Below are 22036 nucleotides of genomic sequence, written 5' to 3' on the forward strand. Positions count from 1 at the left end.
CGCTGCCCCAACGGCGAGTCTCGTCCACATCGGCGATCTTCGGTCACATTCGTCCTCGGCTCGGCGCCCATCAGCCTCCCCGCGTTGGACGCCGGCCTCGCAGCCCCCACACGTCAGCGGGCGTCTGAGACGCAGGGACGCACAGGAGGCGTCAGCCGAAGATCGCAGGGACGGCGTTGAACTGCAGCATCGGAGCGAGCAGGACGTCGTGCTTCGGCTCGCGCAACTGTGCCTCGGTGAACCACCGCAGTTCCTCGATCTCGGCGGCGACGCGCGGCGTCTGCGTCAGCTCTCCGGGGTAGGTGAACACGTGGGACTCGAGGGCGAAACCTGGTTCGTTCGCCGCGTCGGAGCGGAACTCGCCGAGCGGCTCGAGTTCGGCCGCCGAGACCACGAGCCCCAACTCCTCCTCGACCTCGCGCGACGCCGTCTGAGCAAACGTTTCCCCGTCCTCGAGCTTGCCGCCAGGCAGCATGAACCGCTGCGTGCCGCGCTTGCGGACCGTCAGCACGTGACCTTCGGCGTTCCGAAAGACGACCGCAGCGACCCGAATGAGATTCTCCTCCACCATTCTTCCAACCCTAGATGTTGAGCCCCGTGACGTTCCGGGGGTCAACCGAATTCGTCGCGAGCCCACGGACAGCGGCACGGGGGCGGCGCGATCCACCGGCGCCGCATGGCGCTTCGATTCGCATGAACACAGATTCGTAAGACCCCCAGCGTCAATGCGAGGCGGCATAGTGAAGACGTGACTCCCGGCAATGCCCCTTTCCTCCCGTCGGTCGCTGATCGTGCGCAGCGACGCGCGTTCGAAGCGTTGCTCGCGCTGCCGCGAGCCGTTCGTCATCGTGCCGCAGGCCAACCGCACATCGTCGACGGTGGGGCGCTCGACCCCGACATCACCGTCGGGTTGAAGGTGCTCGGACGCATCGGAGGCAAAGAGCTCGACGAGCGCTCGATCGCTGATGCCCGTCACGCTCTCGCAGCCGAATCGTGGCTCTTCGCAGGTGAACTCGCTGATGTTGCGAACGTCCAAGATGTCGTCCTCGACGGCTCGCCGTACGGCGCGGGAGACATCCCCGCCCGCCTGTACCGCCCGCACCCCTCGCCCGTGACGGTGGTGGGCAAGCATGCGCGCGTCGTCGACCCCGATGCGGATGAAGTCGGCACCACGGAAGCCGGCGCGGCGGAAGCCGGCGCGGCGGTCGATGCTCGCACGGACGCCCCGAACGTCGCCAACCGCGAGCCTCGCGCGGACCGGCTGCCGCTGCTGGTGTACTTCCACGGCGGCGGGTGGGTGCTGGGGTCGCATCACACGCATGACGCCGTCGCTCGGGCGTTGTGCGCGGGCGGCGAGGTGGCGGTGCTCAACGTCGACTACCGCCTCGCTCCTGAACATGTGTTCCCCGCTGCCGTCGACGACGCCGTCGCGGCGTTTCGCTGGGCGCATGCACATGCTGACGCACTCGGCATCGACCCGAATCGCATTGCGGTGGGAGGCGATTCGGCCGGCGGCAACCTCGCAGCCGTCGTCGCGCAGGAATGCGCCCGTGTCGGCGGACCGCAACCTGCGGCAGATGCTGTTCGTACCCGTCACCGACCTGACGCTGCCGCGCTCGCGCAGCTACGAACTGTTCAGCGAGGGCTACTTCCTCACGCGCGCCAACATGGATTGGTACGAGGCGAACTACCTCGGAGGCGGAACGCTGCCGGACGACGTCGATGCGATGCGCCGCGACCCGCGCGTCTCACCGCTGTTGGCCGATGATCTGCAGCAGCTCGCGGAGCGCGGGCTGGCACCGGCGTACGTCGCCGTCGCGGGATTCGATCCGTTGCGTGACGAGGGAATCGCCTACGCGCGCAAGCTCTCCGACGCAGGTGTGGCGACGACGTTGCGCGTGCACACCGACGCCGTGCACCCGTTCATCAACATCCTGGCGACGGACCTCGGGCGACGCTGCATGGCCGAGGCCGTCGGCGCTCTCCGCATGGCCCTCCACGTGCGCTGACGCCCCGCCGCTCGCCCGTTCACCCGTTGGCCCGCTCGCACCTCGGCGATCTGGTCGTGGCCCTGGCCGGAGCCCCCCGCTCCTTACCCATCCGCGGTTCCTGTCCCCATCGGCCATTCTCATCCACATTCGCCGATCCCGTCCCCATCGGCGATCTACGGTCACATTCTGGGCGCCGCTGCCTCCGGACCGACGACGGATGGGCGAGGTCTCGGCCTCAGCCGTCGCTCGTCACATCACCGACGCGGAGACGACGGCGTCACCACCGTCCGCGCCCCTGGAGCCGGCTGACTGGGATGCACCGTAGGCAGAGGTGGGCGGGGGCCGTGCGCCCGCCTGAGTGAGGTCGAGCGAATGTGGACAAGAATCGCGGTTGAGTCAGGGTCGCCAGCCACAGGCGGCTGACCAGCTGACGTCAGGCTTTCACCCCCCCGGCCACATCACGGGGGGAAGCTCAGTTCGTGGCATCCCACGCTGTCAGCGACTGCCCGTGGGGCCCCGTCAGAGCGCGGGGTTGCCCGTCGACGGCGAGCACGAAACGTCCCTGCAGATCACGTGGCTCCCAGGCAGCAGCCACCGCGTCGCGCATGCCTGGCATGACGCTGGGCGCCTCGTTGCTGATCCACGTGAAACCACCGGGCCGATGCGTCAACTCGTGCAGGCGACGTTCGAATCGTGCGCGGGTGTCATCGTCGACGTAGGCAAGCACGGCCGAGTGGAACAGCACGAGGTGCAGTTCGTCGGGCACCTGCGCGACGAGGCGCTCGAGGTCGTCGACGACATCGCCACGGACGATGTGCGCGGCGTCCTCGGGGTGCGACGTCACGTGCCGCCTGACGGTGTCGATCGCCGCAGCGAGCCGCGATGCGCGTTCGTCCTGGCCCGGCCACACGAGCGCTCGCAACCAACGGGCGTTGTCGAGAGCCTCGGGGTCATCGGACAACACATCGAGTGGGTTGAGATCGAGGCCGCCACGCCATGCGATCGTCGGCGCATGCGGCGTTGCGTTCGTCATCTCGTCGAGTGCGCCGGCGACCACGCACGTCAGCAGCGGCCGGTCGACCCCGTCAACCCCGTCAACCCCGAACGGACCCGACGCCTCTCGCGGCTCGAACACCTCGTCATCGCATGAGGATTCGCGCCCCCGGGAAGCCCTCGCCCCACCAGCGGGTGCGTCCTTGCACTCGCCGTATGCGTCGACACCCTCGTCGTCAGCGCCACCGCGGCGGGGTCTTCGCCAGCCTCGGACTCGGCGACGTACTCATAGGCATAGAGGTCGGGGTAGAGCGCCAACCCGGCCGAGCACCCGACCTCGACGAGCGAGATCGGGCCGTCGCCCGCTGCACGCGCCGCATCAGCGATGAACGGCAGCAGCGTCGCGCATCGCCCGACCTCGTTCGTCTGGGTGGCCCGCGAGAGCGCCACTGCGCGCACCTCGTCCCAGTGCTCGTGCAACCAGGCGGCGAACGACGACGCATCGTCGGACGGCGCGTCGAGGTAGCGCGCAGCGCCCAGGACGAGGTTGGGCTGACCCTTGGGCGCAGGCAGCGTCGCGATGAGCGAGAGGACGGCGTCGTCATCCGCGATGCGCTGGCAGATCGCCTCATAGATCGGCGAGTTTCCGCGAGCTTCGTTCGTGGCGAACCTGCGGTAGGCCGTGGCGGTGTCGGCTTCTAGCCCGGTCATGGTCATGGTGGCCTCCTCGGTGCCTCGACGTCAGCCTCCGCCCGTCGACGGCGGCTCACAAGACGTCGAGCCGAAGAAAAAACCCCGAAATCCACGCGCGGCGGGAGCCCGCGCCGTCCGTACCGCTCGGTTGGACACAGCGTCACGCCGCACCCCGATGGCATGAAATCGCGCGTCGTGTGGTTGAGTGGAACACGGGCACGCAGCCGACGAGATCTCTCCGGCCCCGCTCGATGATCCCCGCCCCGCGTCCGTGACGCCCGGCCCGGATCCCCACCTCGCCACGACGCGAAGCTGCGAACCATCGCGCCGCCGACCGGCCACCTGACTCGAAGGATCACGCATGACCATCACCAACCCGTTCACCCTCGCCACGCTGACGACGACGCCCGACGCGTCACCCGCCGACGTCGCCGAAACCCCCGTCACCCCCTACGCGACGCTGTGTGCGGATACGAGCCGCCCAGCCGCGTTCGCGATGACGTTCGTCGAACCCGCAGCATGATCGAACGCGGTCTGACAAAGGGTTGAGCGGCTGCTCAGCGCACGCGCAGGGGTGCAGGCCTACGCTGGGGGCGTCCCGACCATGTGCTGGAGCTCACCGATGACCGATTCACACCATGCCTCGTCCCGTCCTGTCGGCTCAGGAGGCGCGTGAGCGGATCGCGGCCGTCGAGCAGTTCATGGTCGCGTACCGCTCGGCCATCGACGAGATCGGGACGAAGCTGCGCGTGCTGCAACGCGAGTTCACGCACACCGACAGCTACAGCCCCATCGAGAGCGTCAGCACGCGGCTGAAGTCGATGCAGTCACTGCTGCGCAAGGCCCGCAAACGCGACTGCCACCACCTCGACGACGTCCGGGCGCGCGTCACGGACATCGCCGGCATCCGCGTCATCTGCTCGTTCACGCATGACGTCTACCGCGTCCGCGACCTGTTGCTCGCACAGGACGACGTCACGCTGCTCGAGCAGAAGGACTACGTCGCGCACCCGAAGCCGAACGGGTATCGCAGCCTGCATCTCATCGTCGAGGTGCCGATCTTCTTGTCGACGGGCCCGCAGCCCGTGCCCGTCGAGGTGCAGTTGCGCACCATCGCCATGGATTTCTGGGCGAGCCTCGAGCACAAGATCTACTACAAGTACGACGGCGACGTGCCCACGCACCTGCTCGCGGAGCTGACGACGGCGGCGCACACGGCCAGCCGTCTCGACGCCGACATGGAGAGGCTGTACCACGAGATCAGTGCGCTGCGCACGGCGCACTCCGCCGATGACGATCACGTGCTGCCCGAGATGCTGCAGCTCATCAGCTACTTCGACAGTTCGCCGGAGCGTCACTGAGGCGAGGCTCAGCCCTCGTCCGACTCGCGCGTGTAGGCCGCGGCGCGGGTGATGTCGTCCTCCTCGAGGCCTGCTCCGACAGCGCCGCCCAGCGTCGCGAGTGACGCCGTCATCCAGGCGCTCTCGACGATCTTGCCGATCGACCATGACTGATCCGACAACTGCTGGAACGAATGCCCGTCGAGCAGCAGGAAAGCGGCGGCGAGCGCCAGCAGGAACACGGCGAGGTAGAAGACGCTGACGCCGATCGTCATCGTCAGGGCTGTGGCGACGTTGAAGAGCATCACTTGTTCGCGCTCGGCCTTGCGGCGCGGGCGTTCCCACAACTTCGCCCCGACGATCAGCGAAACCGCTACGGCCACAACGGCGACCACCGACAGCAGGCCGAGCCTCCACGGCCCGTAGTTCGTGGCGAGCACCCAGATGTCGGGCGTGATGAGCGTGAGCGCGCCGGCTGCGGCCGTCACCGCGATGAGTTGACTGAGGCGCAGCGCGAGCGTCAACGGACGGTTGGCTCGCACGAGCCCGAGCAGCACGCCAACGTTGCCGCCGAGCACGCGCGCCGCGAACTGCACCGGGTTCTCGTCGTCGCGCCCCTCGACGTCCTCGGCCCGCTGGCGGGCACGGCGGTCGATGTCGCCGCTCGTGTCGTCCTCGTCGAAGTCGAGCAGCTCCTCGACGAGACGCACGCACGCGGCGCGCACCTTCGTCGCCACCTGCACGACACCGAGGGCCGGCACGACGACGAGCCCGACGCCATGGACGGGCGACAGCTGCGTCTGCACGACACGGCGCCCGTCTTTGAGCGGCAGATCGGTGAGGACGAGCACGAGATCCCAGTTCTCGTCGAGCATCCGACCACGAGCCGTCTCGATGAGGTCGAGGGGCGTGACGGGCGGTTCGGCGAGACGATCTTCGACGACGACGAGGTTCCACTCGACCTGCGGGTACTGCGCCGCGAGCGCCGCCGTCACGTCGGACGCGAGCGTCTCGGTTGTCAGCAGCGCTACGGGTGAGACGACGAGCCCGACGTCGAGGACAGGGCGATCCGACGGGTCCGACGGCGCGGTGTCCGGTCCGGAAACGTCTCCCCCGGAGGCCATCCCGGCCGGGCGTTCTCCCGCCGATCGGAGGGGCAACTCGTGTGTCGCGTCGTCGTCATGCTCGTGCCCATGATGCGCCATCAGCGCGCCGCGCTCATCCTTGCCGCCGGGACGCCGGGGTGCGACGTGCCGCCCTGCCGCCTCGGCGCGCGCCACGTCACGCCACGACGATCGGGGACGCGCTCGACGTGGCGATCGACGACTCTGCCGACCGCGCAACGGAATATGTGCGCCGCGCATGTCATTGAACCGAGCATGAAGGCGATGACGTACTCCCGCTACGGCGATGACAGTGTTCTCGAACTGCGCGACCTCGACACCCCGCGCGTCGGCCCCGGTGAGGTGCTCGTGCGCGTCAAGGCGGCGAGCGTCAACCCCGTCGACTGGAAGGTCATGTCGGGCGGGCTCGACCCGCTCATGATGACGGTCTTCCCCGCCGTTCCGGGCTGGGACGTCGCGGGCGTCGTCGAGGCCGTCGGGCTCGACGCGCCCGAGTTCCGCGTCGGCGACGAGATCATGGCGTACGCCCGCAAGGACGTCGTGGCCGGCGGCACGTTCGCCGAACTCGTCACCGTCCCGGTGCGTACCGCGACTCGCAAGCCCGCGTCGATGACGTTCGAGGAAGCGGCCTCCCTGCCCCTCGCCGGGCTCACGGCCTACCAGACGCTGACGCGTCTCAACCTCAACGCCAACGACACGCTGCTCGTGCACGGTGCGGCCGGCGGCGTCGGGTCGTACGCGGTGCAGGTCGCGAAGCACATCGGGGCGCGTGTCATCGGCACCGCGTCCGAGCGCAACCACGAGTACGTGCGCGGCCTGGGGGCGGACGACGTCGTCGAATACGGTGACGGCCTGGTCGAGCGTGTGCGCGCCATCGCACCCGACGGCGTGACGGTGAGCGCCGACTACGTCGGTGACGTCGAGGAGCAGACGATGCAGCTGCTCACCCCGGCCGGGCGGCACGTATCGGTCGCCGACCCGAGCGTCGCGCTCAATGGCGGGCTCTATGCGTGGGTGCGCCCGAGCGCCGAGGATCTCGCGAAGCTCGCGCAACTCGTCGACGACGGCGCGCTGCGCGTCGACATCGCCGCGACGTTCCCGCTCGAGCGGCTCGCCGATGCCTTCGCCCAGAGCCGTGAGGGCCACACGCGCGGCAAGATCGTCGTCACCCCCTGACGCATCTCGTCCAGCCGACGAGTTCCGCCGACCGTGTGGCGGGCTCGTCGGCTCGATGGTGAACCTGCTGATCTCGCACCCCGAATTCCCGGCCACTTCGCACCCCTACCGCCTGGTAGCGGCCTAGCGTTGAAGCATGAGAACTCGGGGGATCGTCAGCGTCACGTTCATCGCCGGCCTCGCAGCCCTGACGGGTTGTTCGTCGGACGACGGGTCGAACCCGGCGTCGGGCACGTCGTCGTTCACGGCGACGGCGTCCACCTCGGCGTCGACCACGCCGTCATGGACCTCGTCGCAACCCATCACGTCGACGGCGGTGTCCTCGAGCGTGCCGACTTCCACGCCGGCCCCGACGTCGAGCACCGCTGCCCCCACGACGCCTGCGTCGTCGACGGTGGCGCCGCAGCCGACGTCAGCGTCGGCGACGCGCAGTTCGCCGACGTACAGCGCGACCTCCGAGCGCCCGCCTGCGCCGGGTGATCCCACGCCGAGCACCGTGAGTGGTGTGACGTTCGGGCGCGAGCAAGTTCTCACGCCGGGCAGCCCGGTCATCGCCGATGGCATCGGCAAGGTCAAGCCGTCGACGTTCGCCATCACGTCGCACCACACGATGTTCGTCACGGACGTCGTGTGGAGCAGCTGGGGCGGCCAGGTGGCACGTGCCACGGGCATCGCCGAGAACGGCGAGAACTCCGATTCGATGGTCGACCTGCCGCGGCAGAAGGCGTACATCACGGCCAAGCTCGGCACGTGCCGCGGGCGGCCCGCGTACACGAAGGTGGCGTGGAACTTCACGTCGTTCGAGAAGAACGAGACGAACCCGCAGGGGTGGTACAACATCTGCGACCTCGCGTCGAACTGAGTGCCTGCGCCGCATGGAAGACCGCGCGGCTTGGACGACCGAGCTGACGGCTCGCCCCGGTGGCACGTCGGACTCGGTGTCGAGATCCTCGCGCCGCAGGGGTGCGGAAAGCTCGAACACACCGTCGACGTTGCGACGGCCGCGTGCCCCCCCCCACGCGCGCGGGTCCCGGACGTCGAGGGCCGCAGACTCATCTTCCGACGAGGTTCGCGGCTGCCTGTTTGTCGTCGGCGTCGCACCTTCGTAGACTCGTGACGATGGTGGAGGATGAGCCGTTCTGGCATGACGACGAGCACGATGACCTGCTGGCTGAGGAAGAAGCCAACCGGTCTCGTCGTCGCGCGTTCATCGGGGTGGTGACGGCGTCGATCATCGGTGCTGGCGCGTTGGTCGGTGCCACCATGTTCGCGAAGAACTACGGCAGCAACAGCGACTCCGAGCTCCCGGCCTCGGTCGCGTCGAGCACATCGGCCACGCCGTCGAATTCATCGTCTGTTTCGTCAAGTTCATCGAGCTCGAGCTCGTCGTCCTCCTCGAGCACGTCGACGGCCTCGTCGAGCCGGCCGACCGCGCAGGCCACGACGGTGGCACCGACCACGGCGCCCACGCGCACGGCGCCGACGACGCGCGCGCCCCGCACGACGACGACGCGCGCGCCTCGCACGACGACGAAGCCGAAGACGACCTCGTCCAAACCGAAGCCCACGTCGACGAAGCCGACGACGAAGTCGACGACCACGGCGCCGTCGACCACCACGACGACGAAACCCACCACGACGTCCGCACCGCCGCCGACGACGCAGGCCCCGACAACGCCTGCGCCCACGCAGCCCCCGGCGACGACACCGCCTGCTCCCGAGCCGACCAATACGCTCGGCACCGGAGGCCCCGAGGCTCCGAAGACGGCCGCCGCGAGCGGGTCAGCACCCTGATCTCAAATCTGGAAGCACGCTGAGCTGTCGTCAGCAACCTCCTCATTCGCTCAACAACCGGCCGGTGTCGTCGCGGGCGTTGAACATGAGGATCTGGATGCCGTCGATGACGCCGTAGGCGACCATGAACACGCTGAGCATCGTGCAGCCGGGCACGAAGATGCCACTGCTGAACACCGCGAGGTGGATGCCGCCGCGGCGTGAGTCACCGGCGTAGAACCGGCCAAGGCCCGCCCAGCCACCGACGATCTGCAGGAGCCCCGCTGTCGTCTTCTTGCGCGGTGAATGCTGCGGCACGGATGCGGGCTGCGTCGGCCACGCGCTCGGTTGCCATGGGCCGGGTTGCCACCTTCCCTGATGCCACCCCGCCGCGGACCACTCCCCAGGAGCCCGCGGCCCCGCCGACCAGTCTTGCGGGGGGACGGTTCCGGGCGGCCACGGTCCCGAGGCCCAGGCAGCCGACGACCACGCGCCCGAAGGCCAGGCGCCGGGCATGAGCTGTTCGTGGTTCCACCCGCTGTCGCGGTGGCCCCGAGCGTCAGGCGCGAAGCTCTGAGTCGGGGGGATGTGGGGTGCGTCGATGGGCGGGCCGTAGCTGTCCACGCCAGGGTGAGCCGGTGGGAGCGGGTACGGCAACGACGTGGGCTGCGGTTCGGGTGCGGGAAACATGACGTCAGTCTTGCGACGCCACGACCGGCAGCGCGTTCGTCATCCACAACCGTCACCGTCCACAGACGACGCTGCGGCTGGAACAGTTACACAGCGCCCCGTCATCTTCGCCGACAACGCCCGAGGCGCCCTACCCTGCTCGGGGTGAGGCGCCTCTGCGGTGAGAGCGTTCGTCAATCGCGCAGGGCGCTGATGACGCTCGTGATGAGCATGAGCAGTGCCGCGATGATGCACAGCGTCAGCCCCCAGCCGCTGCCGGCGCTGAACCCGGCGAGGCCGTTCGCGCTCTGCTTCGCCTCGTCCAGCTTGTCACGGACGTCGAAGTAGTCGTAGACGGCGACGGCCGTGGCGATACCGCCCAGCGCTGCGCCGGCCCACATGACGGGCTTGCGGATCTTGCCGAGCGCCCGCAGCACGCCGAGAGCCAGGGCGATGATGGCGGGAATAAGGATGAACCAGCCGTCAGTAATCTTGTTGTCATCGCCGGCGGAGCTGGAGTCGGGGATGTTGCTCGACTTCATGCCGATGCCGTTGGTCGAGGCGTTGACGTTGCCGAGCGTGCCGGCATCGAGCTTGACCCACATCCAGGTGCCGAAGACGCCGATGATGGCGAGGAGCGCGGATGCGACCATGCCCCAGCCGAGGGTCTTGCCGATGCCGGGGCGGGGCTTGTCGGCCGTCGCGCCGTTCTGGGGTGCGTACTGGTTCTGCGTCACCGTCTGGCCCTGGTTGTACTGCTGGCCCTGGTTGTACTGCTGGCCGGGGCTGTAGGCGGTGCCCTGCTGGTTGGTGTTGGCGTATCCCGCCGGCGCGCCGGAAGCGTAGCCCTGCGGCGCGGAGTTGTAGCCGCCGTTCTGCTGGGCGGGCTGACCCTGGCCGTTCTGGCCGTAGGGTGCGCCCTGCTGGCCCTGCGGAGCCGAGTTCCACTGACCACCCTGGTTGTTGGGCGCGGAATTCTGTGCCGACGAACCGTACCCGGAGCCGTACTGGCCGGCGGGGTTCGAGCCCTGCTGGCCACCCGACGTCTGGTAGGTGCCGGCCTGCGGAGCGGAGCCGGGAACCGGCGGGTACTGGCCGGGGCCGCCGGAGGCCTGGCCGTACCCGTTCGAGCCCTGCGCGTTCGAGGCGTTGTGCGGCATCGCGCGGGTCTCGCCCTCGTTGGCAGCGAACTGTCCGCCGAGCCCGCCTGCCTGGTGCTGACCCTGCTGACCCTGGCTCTGCCAGGTCGACTGGCCCTCGCCGGCCTGCTCGTGCGAACCGGCCGACGCCATCTGCGTCGGCTGCTCGTTCAGGTCGTCGTTCGAGTTGGACATCGCGGTTTTCCTCCCGTGCCACGGACGTTGGAGCAACACATTAGAGGAACCTGGGAGCTCATCGGTTCCAACTGGCGGGTAACGCCGTGTCGTTCGCGTGTCGGTCGCCGTCAGGGCGGTGGACGACGGGACCGTCTGCCGTCCATTTCGACGGGCTCGGCGCGCTCGTGGCGCCCTCCCGCGGTCGTTGGCATGGATCGCTCGCAGGCTTGCCGAGCGAGCACACAGACCCGTCGGGCGAGCGCGCGCCTCCGCCGGCCCCTTCGAGTGGCGGCGACGACGGCGTCAGCTCAGCGTCCGTGGGCCTCGTCGATGCGTTCGAGGATGGCGGCGGCGAGCGGTTCGGGGTGGAGGTCGCTGATCCAGTGGCCGGTGTTCTCGAGTTCGACGAGGCGGTAGGGGGCGTCGACGTAGGCGTGGGTGAGGTGGGCGGCGGTGCGGCCGAAGGCGAAGTCGTCCGCGCCCCAGACGTACGTCGTCGGGATGGTGCAAGGTCCGAGGTCGGCGGCGTCGCGGGGGCCGTAGGCGCGGTAATAGTTGAGGGCGGCGTCGAGTGCGCCGGGTTCGGCGAGGAGGCGGGCGTGTTCGTCAAACGTCGCGCGGGGCAGGTCGTGGCAGCCTTCGCGTAGCTGGCGCCAGTCGTCGGCCATGAGGTGTTCGGCGGCGTCGGGTTCGCGGAACGTCTTGATGTACTGCATGGCGTCGCGCTGGGATTCGTCGGTTGCAATGGCGTCGAGCATGGCCTTGGGGTGGGCGGTGCTGGCAGCGGTGTACGTCGCGAAACGTTCGGGGTGGCGGATGGCGGCGAACCACCCGATCGTGCCGCCCCAGTCGTGCCCGACGAGGTGCGCGCGCTCGATGTCGAGGGCGTCGAGCAGGCCGATAACGTCGCCGACGAGTTCGTCGATCGAGTAGTTCTCGACGCCACGTGGGCGCGCGGCGGACGAGTATCCGCGCAGGTTCGGGGCGATGACGCGGTGGCCGGCGTCGGCGAGTTGCGCTGCGACGGAACGCCATTGGGCGTTCGACTCGGGGAAGCCGTGCAGCAGCATCACCGGCGCGCCGTCATCAGGGCCGGCGGTGGCGACGTCGAACGTCAGGTCGGCGACGGTGACGGCGCGGGCATGGCCCCAGGGGGCGGTGGGCTGACTCGAAGCGCTCATGGTTCGACGCTACTCGTCGGGTGGTGGCTCAGTTCAGCTTGCGACCGTAGGGGTCGCGCACGGAGCCGGTCAGCATGAGGATCGCGTCGATGAACGCCCAGATGCTGACGCCGACGAGGATCGGGAATCCGACGAGGATGAGCGTGCCGAACAGGCCGATGAGGCCGAGGGCGAGTTGGATGCCGCCGGTTCGCGTGTCACCGATGTAGAAGCGGCCGACGCCGAAGTAGCCGAAGAAGAGCTGCAGCAGGCCGGCGGCGATCTTGGATTTGTCGGAGAGCGGTTCGCCCGTCATCGGGTCGATCAGGCCCGACGCGTAGGGCATCTGGCCGGGTGCGACGCTGGGCTGCACGGGGCCCTGCCACGACCCGTAGGCCTGGGGCTGTTGGCCTGGGAACCGCTGGGCGGTCGGCCCCTGCCATGCACCGTTGCCCTGCTGGCCGTAACCCGGCGCGCCGTGCGGGCCTTGACCGTAGCCGCCCTGCCACGACGGGCCCTGGCCATACCCGGGCGAGCCCTGGCCGGAGGGCGCGCCCGACGGGTACGGCGAGTAAGGGTACGGCTGGTCGGCGCCCGCGGCCCGTCCGCCGTGAGTCGCGCCGGCCGAGTCGATGTAGGGCGCGTCGGCCCGGTAGCCGTCGTCGCCGGCCGGAGAGCTGCCGTGGTGCCTGTCTCGCGCAGCTGCGTAGCCGTCGGAACGCGCCCCATAAGGCCCTGACGCGTGGGGCATGGCCTGCGTGTCGTCGTGCCGATGGGTGCCGCCGTAACCCGGGTCGTTGCTCATGTCTCAACTGTGGCACGCGAAGGCGGTCACGAGGCGCGAAAGCGCTCGTAGTGGATCTGCAGCAGCTCGGGGTCGGGCCGGTCGGCGCGGCGGCGGGGAACCACCATGAGCGGTTGACCGTGCAGCTTCTTGATGCCGTGCTCGAGCAACGGGCCGTCCACCTCGTCGAGGATGTCGGCGCGTACCTCGACGCGTAACTCGGGTGTCAGGCCGAGGATGCCGACGTCATAGGCGGCGTGATGGATCTTGCAGAGCGCGAGCCCGTTGCGGACGGAGGCGATGCCACGCTCGTGGCGGTCTTCGACGATGTGCGCGGCGTCGAGCAAGGGGCTGTGCCGGAGCTGGCAGACGGCACATCGTGATTCGTAGGCTCGCATCACCATGCTGCGGAACACCGGCTGATGCAGGCGGCGATAGGTTTCTTGGCGCAGGTATCGACGCAGGACTTCTTCCATCGGGGATTCCGTCGCCTGGAGGTGCTGCAACCCATCCGTCGCGACGACGAACTGTTGCTGTGCCACCTCCTCACCGATGAGATACACCGGGTAGACGGGCTTGTACAGCGCCGGACCCACTCCCCAGAACCAGATCAGGGGCACCCGGCGAAGCATCGCTTCTCGCAGAGCCCGGTTCTCGGGGTGATCGGGGTCGTCACCACGCCACTTTTACCGCACGAGACCGTCAGGGCCGAGGTCGTCGTCGTACGGGCGGTCAGCGCCGGCAGGACGATAGGTCGTTCGGATCGACAGCGCCGCCGTGAACTGTCGCGGCTTTCGGATCCCCCGTTGGGGATCCATGAGTCTGAAACCCTGGCCTTCGAAGGTGAACTCGGCGATCTCCTCCGACGTCAGCGCGTCGAGGCCGTCATTGGTGCGAACGGCCAGCCAGCGGATCGCTGCGGCCCGCAATGCATCCTGGGTGGCCTCTGGCCATACGTCAGGCACTCAGATCACCGCCCATACGCTCGACGCCAGCTCACGCACCGCGGAGAGGGCACTCATCTCTCGATCCGCGGTGCATCCGGGCGCTCGTCCAGCTCTGGGACCTCGACGACGGGCACTTCTTCGACGGGCAGACGCATGAGGCTCGCCAGCAGCTCCGCGAACGATTTCGCGGCCTCGCGTGCCTCGCCTTCTCGCGCCCACGAACCGAACTCGAGGTGGAGGTCGGCGTGGGTCGTCACGATGGTGACTGCCGGCGGCTTGTCGCCTGATTCGTGACGCGGACGAAGCGGATCTCGTCGCGTCGTAGCCCTTGACGAGCGGGCTGAACCCTCATGCCGTCTCATGTTCGTAGGGTGGGCCCACACTCACAGGTCAAGACCGGTGGATCCGTCACGCTTGGGTGCATCTGCATGGGACTGCTGCACGGATCGCAGAAACACTTCGTTACTCATTCGTCGAGCGCCTTCACGATGGCATCCTGAGCGTCACCGTAAAAAATGAACGACACCTTCGTTGCGACCTCGTCGCTGACGTCGAGGAGCTGGCGGCGCGCGGACACAGGCAGGAGCAAGGCAGATGCCCCCTTCTCCATCGCATGCTCCGCGAGCGCAGCGGCGTTCAGGACTGTCTCGACCCCACCCCCGAGCGACAGGTTGCCGACCGCGATCAACCCGCCACGCACCGACCGTTGAAGCATCGCGGAAGCGAGTGCGAGAAGAATAGGGAGACCGAGGCCAGCCCCAGTCTTGGCGGCGTCCAGGGCTCGGACCTGTGCGGTGAGGTTGTGGTCGCGCGGATCGCGGTCACCCACGAGATAACGTGCCTGGGCGATGAGGTTCTGCTCAGCTACCTTGAAACTCTCTCGGAGGGTGGCAGGTGCGGCTTGGTTAAGGAGCCCCCGCGCCCCCGATCCAGGTGTATCGGCCGCCTCGATTCGGTAGAGCCCGGGGCCGGCGTCACCGCTCCCCTCGGAGATCGCCCACACCTGGCCCGGCGGCAACGGGTCGATGCCAATGGAATCAGGACTCGCTAGTTCAGGGGTCGATACGAACTGTTCGATGCCCTCGCCAAGGCGATAGCCGAACTGGGTGTTCCTGAACTCGGCAGCACCGATGCGACGCTGCTGCTCCTTGACTCGCCGGCGGCACTCCAGTGCGATGCGCACTGCCCACTCCAGGTCCTCGTCGCCGATTGCGGTTTCGGCATCGGGGTAGAGCAACTTGAGCAACCCGTCCACTGTCTTGTTCACTGCCGACAGGTCACGCCCCGAGAGAGCATCCGAGTAATTGACACGGCCCTGGATCGATGCGAGACGTGACTGGTCTCGCAGGCGCGACCAGCACTCGGAGAGAAAGTCGCTCACGAGCCCAAAGTGATGGGTGAAGTATGTCGGGTTGAGCTTCGGTACATCCCAGCCGGGAAGGTAGGCGTGGATGCGGTCCATGAACGCGGTATCGTCGCGCATCTCTGGAGGCAGCGGCGAAAGCAGGTGGCCAATGCGCTGCTGGTGCGCGACATCGACATCGAAGTTGCCGACGAGCACGATCGAACCGTCGGCGCGGATGGACTCGCGGCCACGGGAGAACTCGCCGGACTCCATGTATCCCTTCATGATGTTGACCCCGTCCTTCTGATCGAAGGACACTCCTGATACTTCGTCGAAGCACACCACGTCATACTGCGCTACGAGGCCGCGCTGCCCGGTCGCATTGTTGACAAACATGCGCGCGACGGTGGCCTTGCCGCCGGAAATCAAGTGTGCGTACGGCGACACCTGCTGGAACAAGTGCGACTTCCCCGTACCACGCGGACCCAACTCCACCATGTTGAAGTTCCGCTGCACGAACGGCACCATGCGCAACAACAGGACATCCTGCTGGCGCCCGCTGAGACGCGCAGGTTCGAAGCCAACCGATCGAAGCAGGAGGTGCTTCCACTGCTCGGTCGTGAACCGCGAACGGCCTTCGGCCAACCGGGAGAGTGAGTCGCGGGTTGAGAGCTGGATGGGGCGCAGCGACCCGATGGCAAAGGGCTTCCCGTTATTCTCTTCGGCAATCACAGCGTCGTAGAACAGGTCGACCTCGGCGTAAAACCCGCCCGTGAGCATTCGCTCGTTGTCACGCACGGCTGCATCATCGATCCGCACGTCGCGCAGGCCGAGGCTCGGCAGCTCAGCGACGTACGAGTTCGACTTCGCGTCGAGTCGGGCCTTGAGGAGGTCAATGAGCTTGATCGTCATACGCTCACGCGCGCGCGACTTGAAGAGCTCCTCTTCGCCTGCCCGCACTGTGCGGTCGGCGAGCAACCGTCGTACGACTTTGAGCCCTTCTTCGATCTCCTCTGGGTCGGTCGTGGCGCAGTAGCGTCCGATGAGGAACTCTCCGACGTAGGTCGGAACGGGATACGCGCCCTTGAACTGCTGGGCGAGGTCCTTGCGAACGACGTACCCCTCGAAGGCGGATGCTGCGGTCGTGTCGATCTCGTCGAGCGTGATTGCCTCGGTCATTCGACGCCTCCCACCGTGGTTTGTGCTTGTGCTAGAACTCCACCGCTCAGGTCGAGAAGCACGACCCAGGCGCTCGCCCCAGCAGGAGCCTGTTCCTCATCGACGAGTACCTTGACCTCGCCCGGCTCGGTCGGCGACTTCGGGCCACCGACGGCGCTCGATGCGTCCGCTGGGCGAAGCCGAACTTCGGCGACCACTTCGGTTTCGGCAGGGCCGTAGTCGATGCGGCAGCGCTGTCCGGTCCATCGAACAGCTTCAATCTGGGCGGGCGCAGCGGTCGAATCGCCGCGTGTCACAGTGACGACGGGGATCACGCACTCCTGAAGGCTCAGCCCTCCGTGCTCATACAGGCAGCCCGACTCAAATGCAGCAGCTCCCGGTGCGCTGACCATGTCAACGGACGAGTCCCAAGTCCAGGGCAGGATCGGGAAGTCCGGGCGCGCCGCGGCAGCCTTCAACCGCGCCACACGCGGCTTACGGGCAGCATCGCCTTCCGTGACTTGTACCGGGAGGTTGACCTTCTGCGCTGCTTGGCCTGGCAAGAGGAACCCGTGATCGGTGACCACGACGACCTTCCGCCACCCTGCGTCGAGCAGTGCACGAACACGCTCAGCGATGAGGTCGAGGTGGTGGTCGATGAGGTCTGCCATCTGGTGACCGTGCGAGTGGCCCAACGAGTCGATCATGTTCGTCTGCGTCCACGCCGTTCCGGCAGGGTCGCCGACCTGAGCGGTGTCCCAGTCGAGGAACTGCACCTCCGCGCCAGCGAGGGCCGACCGCAGCACTGCACCCTTCACAGATCGCCCCTGATCGTCGGCCGCGTCGAAGGCAGCGCCGCCAGCCATGCTGATCTCGATTGGTGCGACCGCCGGCTGGCCAGTTGGTGTGACGCTAGGGAAGGCCGCCTGGCGCGGCTGCACAACGGCCGCCAGCCCTGACAGTCGGCGAGCAACACGAGCGGCCAGGTCATAGCGCAGTGCATCAACGTAGACCACGCACGTTCCGGCGGCTACGTCGAGACCTGTCTGGCCGCGATAGGTGCCAACAGCGGCCTTCTGGAATGCTCGTGCCGACTGATCGACCCACGGGTCGTAGATCGCACCGAGCGCGTGAGCAACAGCGGCTCGATCTTGTGCCGTCCTGGCCGTCGCGATCGTCCGCAGTGCGAGGTCGTCAATCACGTGGCCCTCGTCGCTATACCAGGCCACCTGAGTATTGAGGTCCGTCGCTGTCGAAGCGGTAACTACACGGTCTGCCAGTTCCGCGAGGTGGCCGACAGCCGTTGCAAGCGGTGCCTGGCCGAGAGCAGCCCAGACGCTGTCTTCGCGCGACGTGTGCGCGGCAGCGAGCTCTTCAATGCGACCACGCGGGTCGGGATGAGTTCCCAATGCATCGAGCGCCGACCTAAGCGCGTCCTCCTGGTCGCGGTTCCACGAAGGCCACGAGTCAGGGTGTGGGTCGGTGTCTCCAAAGAGCGGCACCACAGAGGGCCGCGCCTGGTCTAGCAAGGCAGGAAGGTTCGGATAGCGGCTCGGGTTCTCCGCAAACCGTTGCCAGACAGCTCCCCACTCGCCCGTTCGGCCGCCGAGTTTACTGGCTGCGGTGAGCGCGCCGTCCTTCTCAGGGCCAAAGCCGTAAACGGACTTGCAGGAGGAGACAAGGGCCTGCCACTGCGCACCTTCGAGCGAAGCCCTCACGTCGTCCGGCTCGTTCATCCATTCGAGGAGGGTGCGAACCGTGTCATCGAGCACGAGGTGGTGCAGGCGAGACGAATCGAGGCGCCCCATGCGCTTGAGATCATCGACGTCCTCGAAGATGAACTTGTCCAGCACCTGAGCGAGGGCCGCCTTCGTCGCACTGTCGCTCGCGATGTCGAGCCCCGCACCCTGCTTCGACGCAAGGAAAGAGTGAGGCGTCCAGGGCGTCTGACCGTGGGCAGAGGGCCACCAGTTCGAGCGAATCGCCACCTCAGCCAACGGGGCGAGCGAGTCGTCGAGCGCCGCTGCCTCTGCCACGGAGCCTCGACTGATCCCAGGCAGGTAGATAACCCACGGGTTGCGTTCGTCTTGTTCGGCAAGATGAGCTGGCAGTTCTGCTGACTGGGGCGAGGCAAGAACGGCTCGAAGCCAAAGCGCTGGACCTCGTGCAGCTGCGGGATCGTACTCTCCGAGCACCAAGATGGGTACTGCCTCTTGGAGGATGCGAATCACCGGCTCCCATGTGCGCTCAGGATCGGCCCACAGAACAGCCGCTGGGGCAGAGTTCGCCCCCGCATTGAAGGCAGCAGCGTCACGGAGGGCTTTCGCGACGATGGCACGGACAAGCGTCATTTGGCGTCCCCTGCCTCGTGCCGGGCGGTACGGCGCTCCTCAAGTGTCGGGTGCAGATCGTTGTGCCGTTCCGACCCGTCGGGATTGGTTCCACGGTCCTTTCGCCAGTGGACGTTCACCTTGGACCGGAGCACGTCGGCGATCACGAACGGACGGATGTTCAAGCGAACCCCGTCATCAACGTCAGGCTCCCACCCAATCGGCTGCTCGGCCATCTCCTTCCACCGGACATACACGTCATAGGGCGGCTCGCCGCCAAGAATCAGCTGGAGTCTGCGCTGAAGTTCTTCGGCGGCAGCCAGCCGCGCATCGGCACCAGGGCGTTCTGCGCGGGCCTCGTGCTTCTGTCGGTCAATCCAAGCGCCAAGAGTGGTGAAGGTCAGCTTCTCCAGCGTTCGGCGGTCAAGCTTGTGATAATTGACGACCGCCGAGAACCCGTCCTTGCGGCCATCCCAGATGTGCCACAGGAACGGTCGGTTGTCAAAGACCCTCACATGCTGGGAAAAAAACGAGTCGCGGAGCCAGTCCTCCAGACGGCCGTTCTTGCCGCCGGCATCGATCACCAGCTTCCGTTCAAACACACTGGACCATTCGTTACCAAACGCACGTCCGAGAAGTTCGCGAAGCCGCGTAGCAAGGTCTGGTTCACCGGGGAGTGTCATCAATGCTGCGATGCCATCTGAGTCGGATAGGCCATCGAGTGAGTCTCCTTGGGCCTCAGGCCACATGTACCCAAGAAGCCGTGCGACGGCCACCTGAAGCGGGTGAACAGACGATGCCACATCACCTCGGAACAGCCACTGCGTGGGATCGTTCGTGACAGGACTGGGCAATGGCTCTGAGGCTTCCGCCACCGCCTGCCACCGCTCAAGGTCGAAAGGTACCTTGACCATTGTGGAGACCGTGGCGATGACCTTCTGATTAATGGCGCGAACCGCCAGACGGTACTCTTCAGACTGAACGAATTGCCAAATCGCCGGGCGATATTCCGGGGCGGATGGAATGAAGACCGCTGGACTGTCAAGGAACAACGTTCCTGAATACAGCGTGGAGGGGAACTTCCCAGCACGAGAAAGGCTGATCCCTTCTTTCCGCCAGGCGTTCTTCCCTCTGATCCAGGTTCCTTGACGCCCGTCACCGAGGCGCTCAGTTATGAAGTCATAGAGTTTTCCTGCACCGGACTCCCATAGGAGCACCTCATCGCGACCGCCGTAGGGAACACTCTCGCCAACCGTGCCGGTAAGGCGGTCCCATCGGTCATCAATCATTGGGAATTCCCAAAACTTGCGAACAAACCGGTTGTTGTCTCCTGTCGAAATGCCCAAATGCGACGTGCAATAGTCAGAAAGGTAGGCAGCCCCCTGTGCGTTCCTGAACGCGATGGCGGTATTTGGGTTTCCAAGGTGAATATCCTGATTACGCGCTAAGAGTGCGTCGCTGGCGAGGGCGCTCGCTCGTTCGGCCACTGGATAATCAGCAACATCGATGGTTACGTGACTACTCGGCTGTTCGTGTGGAAATTGGACCATCAGAACCGGCTTGACTACTTCACCAGTAAGCCCCGAAAATGCTCCTGGCCCGAGATTGGCCAGCAACCGAAGCGACGATTCCTTGAGCTTCCGCCTCCGGTAATCGAGGTAGGGACGAAGGGTCAACCACGTACTGGGCAAGACAATTGAGATCGTGCCGTGTGGGCCGACGAGCTTCGCAGCACGCTCGACGAAAGTGACGGCCAGTTCCGCACTGGCGTCAGGAAAATGAAACGCGCAGTAGTTGTAGAGCTCTGCTTCCATTTTCTGATCGTTGAGGAATGGCGGGTTTGTGGCCACCAGCGTGTAGACACCACCGAGGAGCGCCGCCGCGTCGACCACGTCTTCTGCTGCATGACCGAGAACGGTTGCTGAGACCTGGTCAACCTCAAGTGCCTGCTGAAGTGCTACACGGATACGGTCCCAGCCGACATCGACAGTCATGTCTCGGCTAACCAATGTGTCACCGTCAGTCGAGGGTCGCGGATCGATCAGCGATCCAAGTGTGTCGGCTTCGCGAAACCTCCCGTGCAATCGGCCAAGGAGCCCCCGAAGCTCGATATCGTTCTCGGCAAGCGCCTCCCAGTTTTGAAGCTCTCCCCTAATAGGGATGCCTGAACAGGCAATCTGGGGAGCAGGAAGGCTCCGGAACCCACCCTGCTTCCAGGCTTCAAGGGCCACGTTGAAAGTAGCGATCTGAGTGCAGCGCGGGTCGAGTTCGAGCCCATGAAGGTTGTCGCGGAGGACCGCATCTTGTGCCTCAGCCGGCGTGAGGCCTTCCTCCTCGGCGCGCATACGCCAGAGCATGCCGAACATCGCGACGAGAAAGTGGCCAGAGCCACAGCAGGGGTCCATCACCGTCACGTCGGCAGCACGCTCGGGCCAGCCACCAAACGAGCCCGCCGCGGGCGTGCCGTCCTCGTTGCGACGCAAGTACTCCCAGCCGCCAATGAGCGAGGACTCGGGGTGAAGTGCAGCCCACCATGCGCCGAGCGAGTTCTCCAGCAGGAATCGAACCATGTAGTTCTCGGTGAACAGCTGTGTGACGGGCGAAAGGTCGGCCCCGCCGACTTTAACGCCTGAGTCGTTGACGCGCTTCTTCTCGGCCGTCTGCCAGAACTGGTACACCCAGCCGAGCGCGTCCTCCGTCCTGAACATCTCGGATGGGATGTCGAGCAGGAGGCGCTCCAGAGCGTTGCGGTGTTCGGCTGCGATCCGGACTTGTACCGCGGGGTCGGTGAGGCGGAACACGCCGGGCAGAATCTCCGAGGCGAACCGCGCGGCAACGGCCCAGGCATCCGGCTCGCCAAGGTCAGACGCGAGATCGCCGCAGTCTTCCAATGACAACGGGATATCGCGGTAATCGGGATGTCGGAGCAGGCCATTGACTTCCAGGAAGCGCGCGAACAGCAAGCGGTGCCACTGCTCATAGGCGACATCGTGCACCAGGTTGGTGAGTAGTGCACCCGCGCGTGCGGTGTCGTCGCCGAGCTGCCGTGCTTTGTCGCGGAGCGCAAGCCGGAGCTTGTTCTGCACATCACTCAAGTAGCCCGGACGGCTCGGCTCGTTGACCGCGAGAGCGCGCAGAGCATCCTCGGCAGCGCGTTGCGCAGCCTCGCGGGCGCGCTGCGTCTGGGCGTCGAGAAAGCGCCGTTGGTCGGCGTTGAGGACCTCAGTCATTGCCGGC

General features: G+C 66.7%; 20 protein-coding genes and 1 pseudogene. 5 read left to right on the top strand and 16 right to left on the bottom strand.

Annotated elements, in window-relative coordinates; translation table 11 throughout:
- Positions 1–151 precede the first annotated feature (151 nt).
- The gene (locus ABH936_RS02110) at positions 152–571 is read right to left on the bottom strand and encodes an NUDIX domain-containing protein (RefSeq protein WP_404602434.1); all 420 of its coding nucleotides are present in this window, start codon (positions 569–571) and stop codon (positions 152–154) included.
- A gap of 726 nt (positions 572–1297) precedes the next feature.
- On the opposite strand from ABH936_RS02110, the pseudogene ABH936_RS02115 reads away from it, so the two are divergent.
- Positions 1298–2009: pseudogene (locus ABH936_RS02115) on the top strand (alpha/beta hydrolase).
- A 454-nt stretch (positions 2010–2463) separates the two neighbouring features.
- Here the strand turns inward: ABH936_RS02115 and ABH936_RS02120 are convergent.
- Complete coding sequence (locus tag ABH936_RS02120; protein WP_404602436.1) at positions 2464–3126, bottom strand: DUF2332 family protein; 663 nt, start codon at positions 3124–3126, stop codon at positions 2464–2466.
- Positions 3054–3701 (bottom strand): DUF2332 family protein, encoded by a 648-nt coding sequence (locus ABH936_RS02125; RefSeq protein WP_404602438.1) that lies wholly within the window; start codon positions 3699–3701, stop codon positions 3054–3056. Before ABH936_RS02125 ends, ABH936_RS02120 begins: the two co-directional genes overlap by 73 nt.
- Before the next feature lie 337 nt (positions 3702–4038).
- Here ABH936_RS02125 and ABH936_RS02130 point away from each other — a divergent pair, with 337 nt between their 5' ends.
- Positions 4039–4200: a hypothetical protein gene (locus ABH936_RS02130; RefSeq protein ID WP_156444974.1), complete on the top strand. Its 162-nt coding sequence runs from the start codon at positions 4039–4041 to the stop codon at positions 4198–4200.
- Positions 4201–4315: 115 nt separating this feature from the next.
- Positions 4316–5038 carry a GTP pyrophosphokinase family protein gene (locus tag ABH936_RS02135; protein ID WP_404602441.1) on the top strand — a complete coding sequence of 241 codons (723 nt, stop codon included), beginning with the start codon at positions 4316–4318 and terminating at the stop codon, positions 5036–5038.
- A gap of 8 nt (positions 5039–5046) precedes the next feature.
- Here the strand turns inward: ABH936_RS02135 and ABH936_RS02140 are convergent, their stop codons facing one another.
- Complete coding sequence (locus ABH936_RS02140) at positions 5047–6141, bottom strand: hypothetical protein (RefSeq protein ID WP_288756433.1); 1095 nt, start codon at positions 6139–6141, stop codon at positions 5047–5049.
- A gap of 255 nt (positions 6142–6396) precedes the next feature.
- Here ABH936_RS02140 and ABH936_RS02145 point away from each other — a divergent pair, with 255 nt between their 5' ends.
- Positions 6397–7317: an NADP-dependent oxidoreductase gene (locus ABH936_RS02145; protein WP_404602443.1), complete on the top strand. Its 921-nt coding sequence runs from the start codon at positions 6397–6399 to the stop codon at positions 7315–7317.
- 123 nt (positions 7318–7440) lie between these two features.
- Here ABH936_RS02145 and ABH936_RS02150 read toward each other — a convergent pair whose 3' ends face one another.
- Entirely contained in the window at positions 7441–7803 is a 363-nt protein-coding gene (locus ABH936_RS02150; RefSeq protein ID WP_404602445.1) for a hypothetical protein, read from the bottom strand.
- A gap of 10 nt (positions 7804–7813) precedes the next feature.
- Here ABH936_RS02150 and ABH936_RS02155 point away from each other — a divergent pair, with 10 nt between their 5' ends.
- Positions 7814–8179, top strand: coding sequence for a hypothetical protein (locus ABH936_RS02155; protein ID WP_038566408.1), 366 nt, complete (start codon positions 7814–7816; stop codon positions 8177–8179).
- A 415-nt stretch (positions 8180–8594) separates the two neighbouring features.
- Here the strand turns inward: ABH936_RS02155 and ABH936_RS02160 are convergent, their stop codons facing one another.
- The 11 genes from ABH936_RS02160 to ABH936_RS02210 form a co-directional block, all read right to left on the bottom strand.
- Positions 8595–9059, bottom strand: a complete 465-nt coding sequence (locus tag ABH936_RS02160; RefSeq protein WP_404602448.1) for a hypothetical protein — start codon at positions 9057–9059, stop codon at positions 8595–8597.
- Positions 9060–9153: 94 nt separating this feature from the next.
- Positions 9154–9408 (bottom strand): NINE protein, encoded by a 255-nt coding sequence (locus tag ABH936_RS02165; RefSeq protein WP_288756429.1) that lies wholly within the window; start codon positions 9406–9408, stop codon positions 9154–9156.
- Positions 9409–9953: 545 nt separating this feature from the next.
- Entirely contained in the window at positions 9954–11093 is a 1140-nt protein-coding gene (locus ABH936_RS02170; protein WP_288756428.1) for a proline-rich domain-containing protein, read from the bottom strand.
- Positions 11094–11383: 290 nt separating this feature from the next.
- The gene (locus ABH936_RS02175; RefSeq protein ID WP_288756426.1) at positions 11384–12256 is read right to left on the bottom strand and encodes an alpha/beta fold hydrolase; all 873 of its coding nucleotides are present in this window, start codon (positions 12254–12256) and stop codon (positions 11384–11386) included.
- A 28-nt stretch (positions 12257–12284) separates the two neighbouring features.
- Positions 12285–13040, bottom strand: coding sequence for an NINE protein (locus ABH936_RS02180; protein WP_404602451.1), 756 nt, complete (start codon positions 13038–13040; stop codon positions 12285–12287).
- Positions 13041–13066: 26 nt separating this feature from the next.
- Entirely contained in the window at positions 13067–13639 is a 573-nt protein-coding gene (locus tag ABH936_RS02185; protein WP_404602453.1) for an HNH endonuclease, read from the bottom strand.
- A gap of 66 nt (positions 13640–13705) precedes the next feature.
- Positions 13706–13984: a hypothetical protein gene (locus tag ABH936_RS02190; RefSeq protein ID WP_404602455.1), complete on the bottom strand. Its 279-nt coding sequence runs from the start codon at positions 13982–13984 to the stop codon at positions 13706–13708.
- Between the two features lie 53 nt (positions 13985–14037).
- On the bottom strand, positions 14038–14223 hold the full coding sequence (locus ABH936_RS02195; RefSeq protein ID WP_404602457.1) for a hypothetical protein: 186 nt from the start codon (positions 14221–14223) through the stop codon (positions 14038–14040).
- A 209-nt stretch (positions 14224–14432) separates the two neighbouring features.
- Entirely contained in the window at positions 14433–16490 is a 2058-nt protein-coding gene (gene brxL / locus ABH936_RS02200; protein ID WP_404602459.1) for a protease Lon-related BREX system protein BrxL, read from the bottom strand.
- Positions 16487–18820, bottom strand: a complete 2334-nt coding sequence (pglZ, locus tag ABH936_RS02205; RefSeq protein ID WP_404602461.1) for a BREX-1 system phosphatase PglZ type B — start codon at positions 18818–18820, stop codon at positions 16487–16489. Before pglZ ends, brxL begins: the two co-directional genes overlap by 4 nt.
- Entirely contained in the window at positions 18817–22029 is a 3213-nt protein-coding gene (locus tag ABH936_RS02210) for an Eco57I restriction-modification methylase domain-containing protein (RefSeq protein WP_404602464.1), read from the bottom strand. The genes pglZ and ABH936_RS02210 overlap by 4 nt, the downstream gene beginning before the upstream one ends.
- Positions 22030–22036: the final 7 nt, after the last annotated feature.

Origin of the sequence: Dermacoccus sp. GAS27A (assembly GCF_044909235.1) — a bacterium.
In the GTDB taxonomy this organism is placed as follows: Bacteria; Actinomycetota; Actinomycetes; order Actinomycetales; family Dermatophilaceae; genus Dermacoccus; species Dermacoccus nishinomiyaensis.

Bases quoted from the DNA above. Each gene is read 5' to 3' on its own strand.
- ABH936_RS02110 (WP_404602434.1), bottom strand. From the start codon at position 571: ATGGTGGAGGAGAATCTCATTCGGGTCGCTGCGGTCGTCTTTCGGAAC.
- ABH936_RS02125 (WP_404602438.1), bottom strand. From the start codon at position 3,701: ATGACCATGACCGGGCTAGAAGCCGACACCGCCACGGCCTACCGCAGG.
- ABH936_RS02130 (WP_156444974.1), top strand. From the start codon at position 4,039: ATGACCATCACCAACCCGTTCACCCTCGCCACGCTGACGACGACGCCC.
- ABH936_RS02135 (WP_404602441.1), top strand. From the start codon at position 4,316: ATGCCTCGTCCCGTCCTGTCGGCTCAGGAGGCGCGTGAGCGGATCGCG.
- ABH936_RS02140 (WP_288756433.1), bottom strand. From the start codon at position 6,141: ATGGCCTCCGGGGGAGACGTTTCCGGACCGGACACCGCGCCGTCGGAC.
- ABH936_RS02145 (WP_404602443.1), top strand. From the start codon at position 6,397: ATGAAGGCGATGACGTACTCCCGCTACGGCGATGACAGTGTTCTCGAA.
- ABH936_RS02170 (WP_288756428.1), bottom strand. From the start codon at position 11,093: ATGTCCAACTCGAACGACGACCTGAACGAGCAGCCGACGCAGATGGCG.
- ABH936_RS02175 (WP_288756426.1), bottom strand. From the start codon at position 12,256: ATGAGCGCTTCGAGTCAGCCCACCGCCCCCTGGGGCCATGCCCGCGCC.
- ABH936_RS02180 (WP_404602451.1), bottom strand. From the start codon at position 13,040: ATGAGCAACGACCCGGGTTACGGCGGCACCCATCGGCACGACGACACG.
- brxL (WP_404602459.1), bottom strand. From the start codon at position 16,490: ATGACCGAGGCAATCACGCTCGACGAGATCGACACGACCGCAGCATCC.
- pglZ (WP_404602461.1), bottom strand. From the start codon at position 18,820: ATGACGCTTGTCCGTGCCATCGTCGCGAAAGCCCTCCGTGACGCTGCT.
- ABH936_RS02210 (WP_404602464.1), bottom strand. From the start codon at position 22,029: ATGACTGAGGTCCTCAACGCCGACCAACGGCGCTTTCTCGACGCCCAG.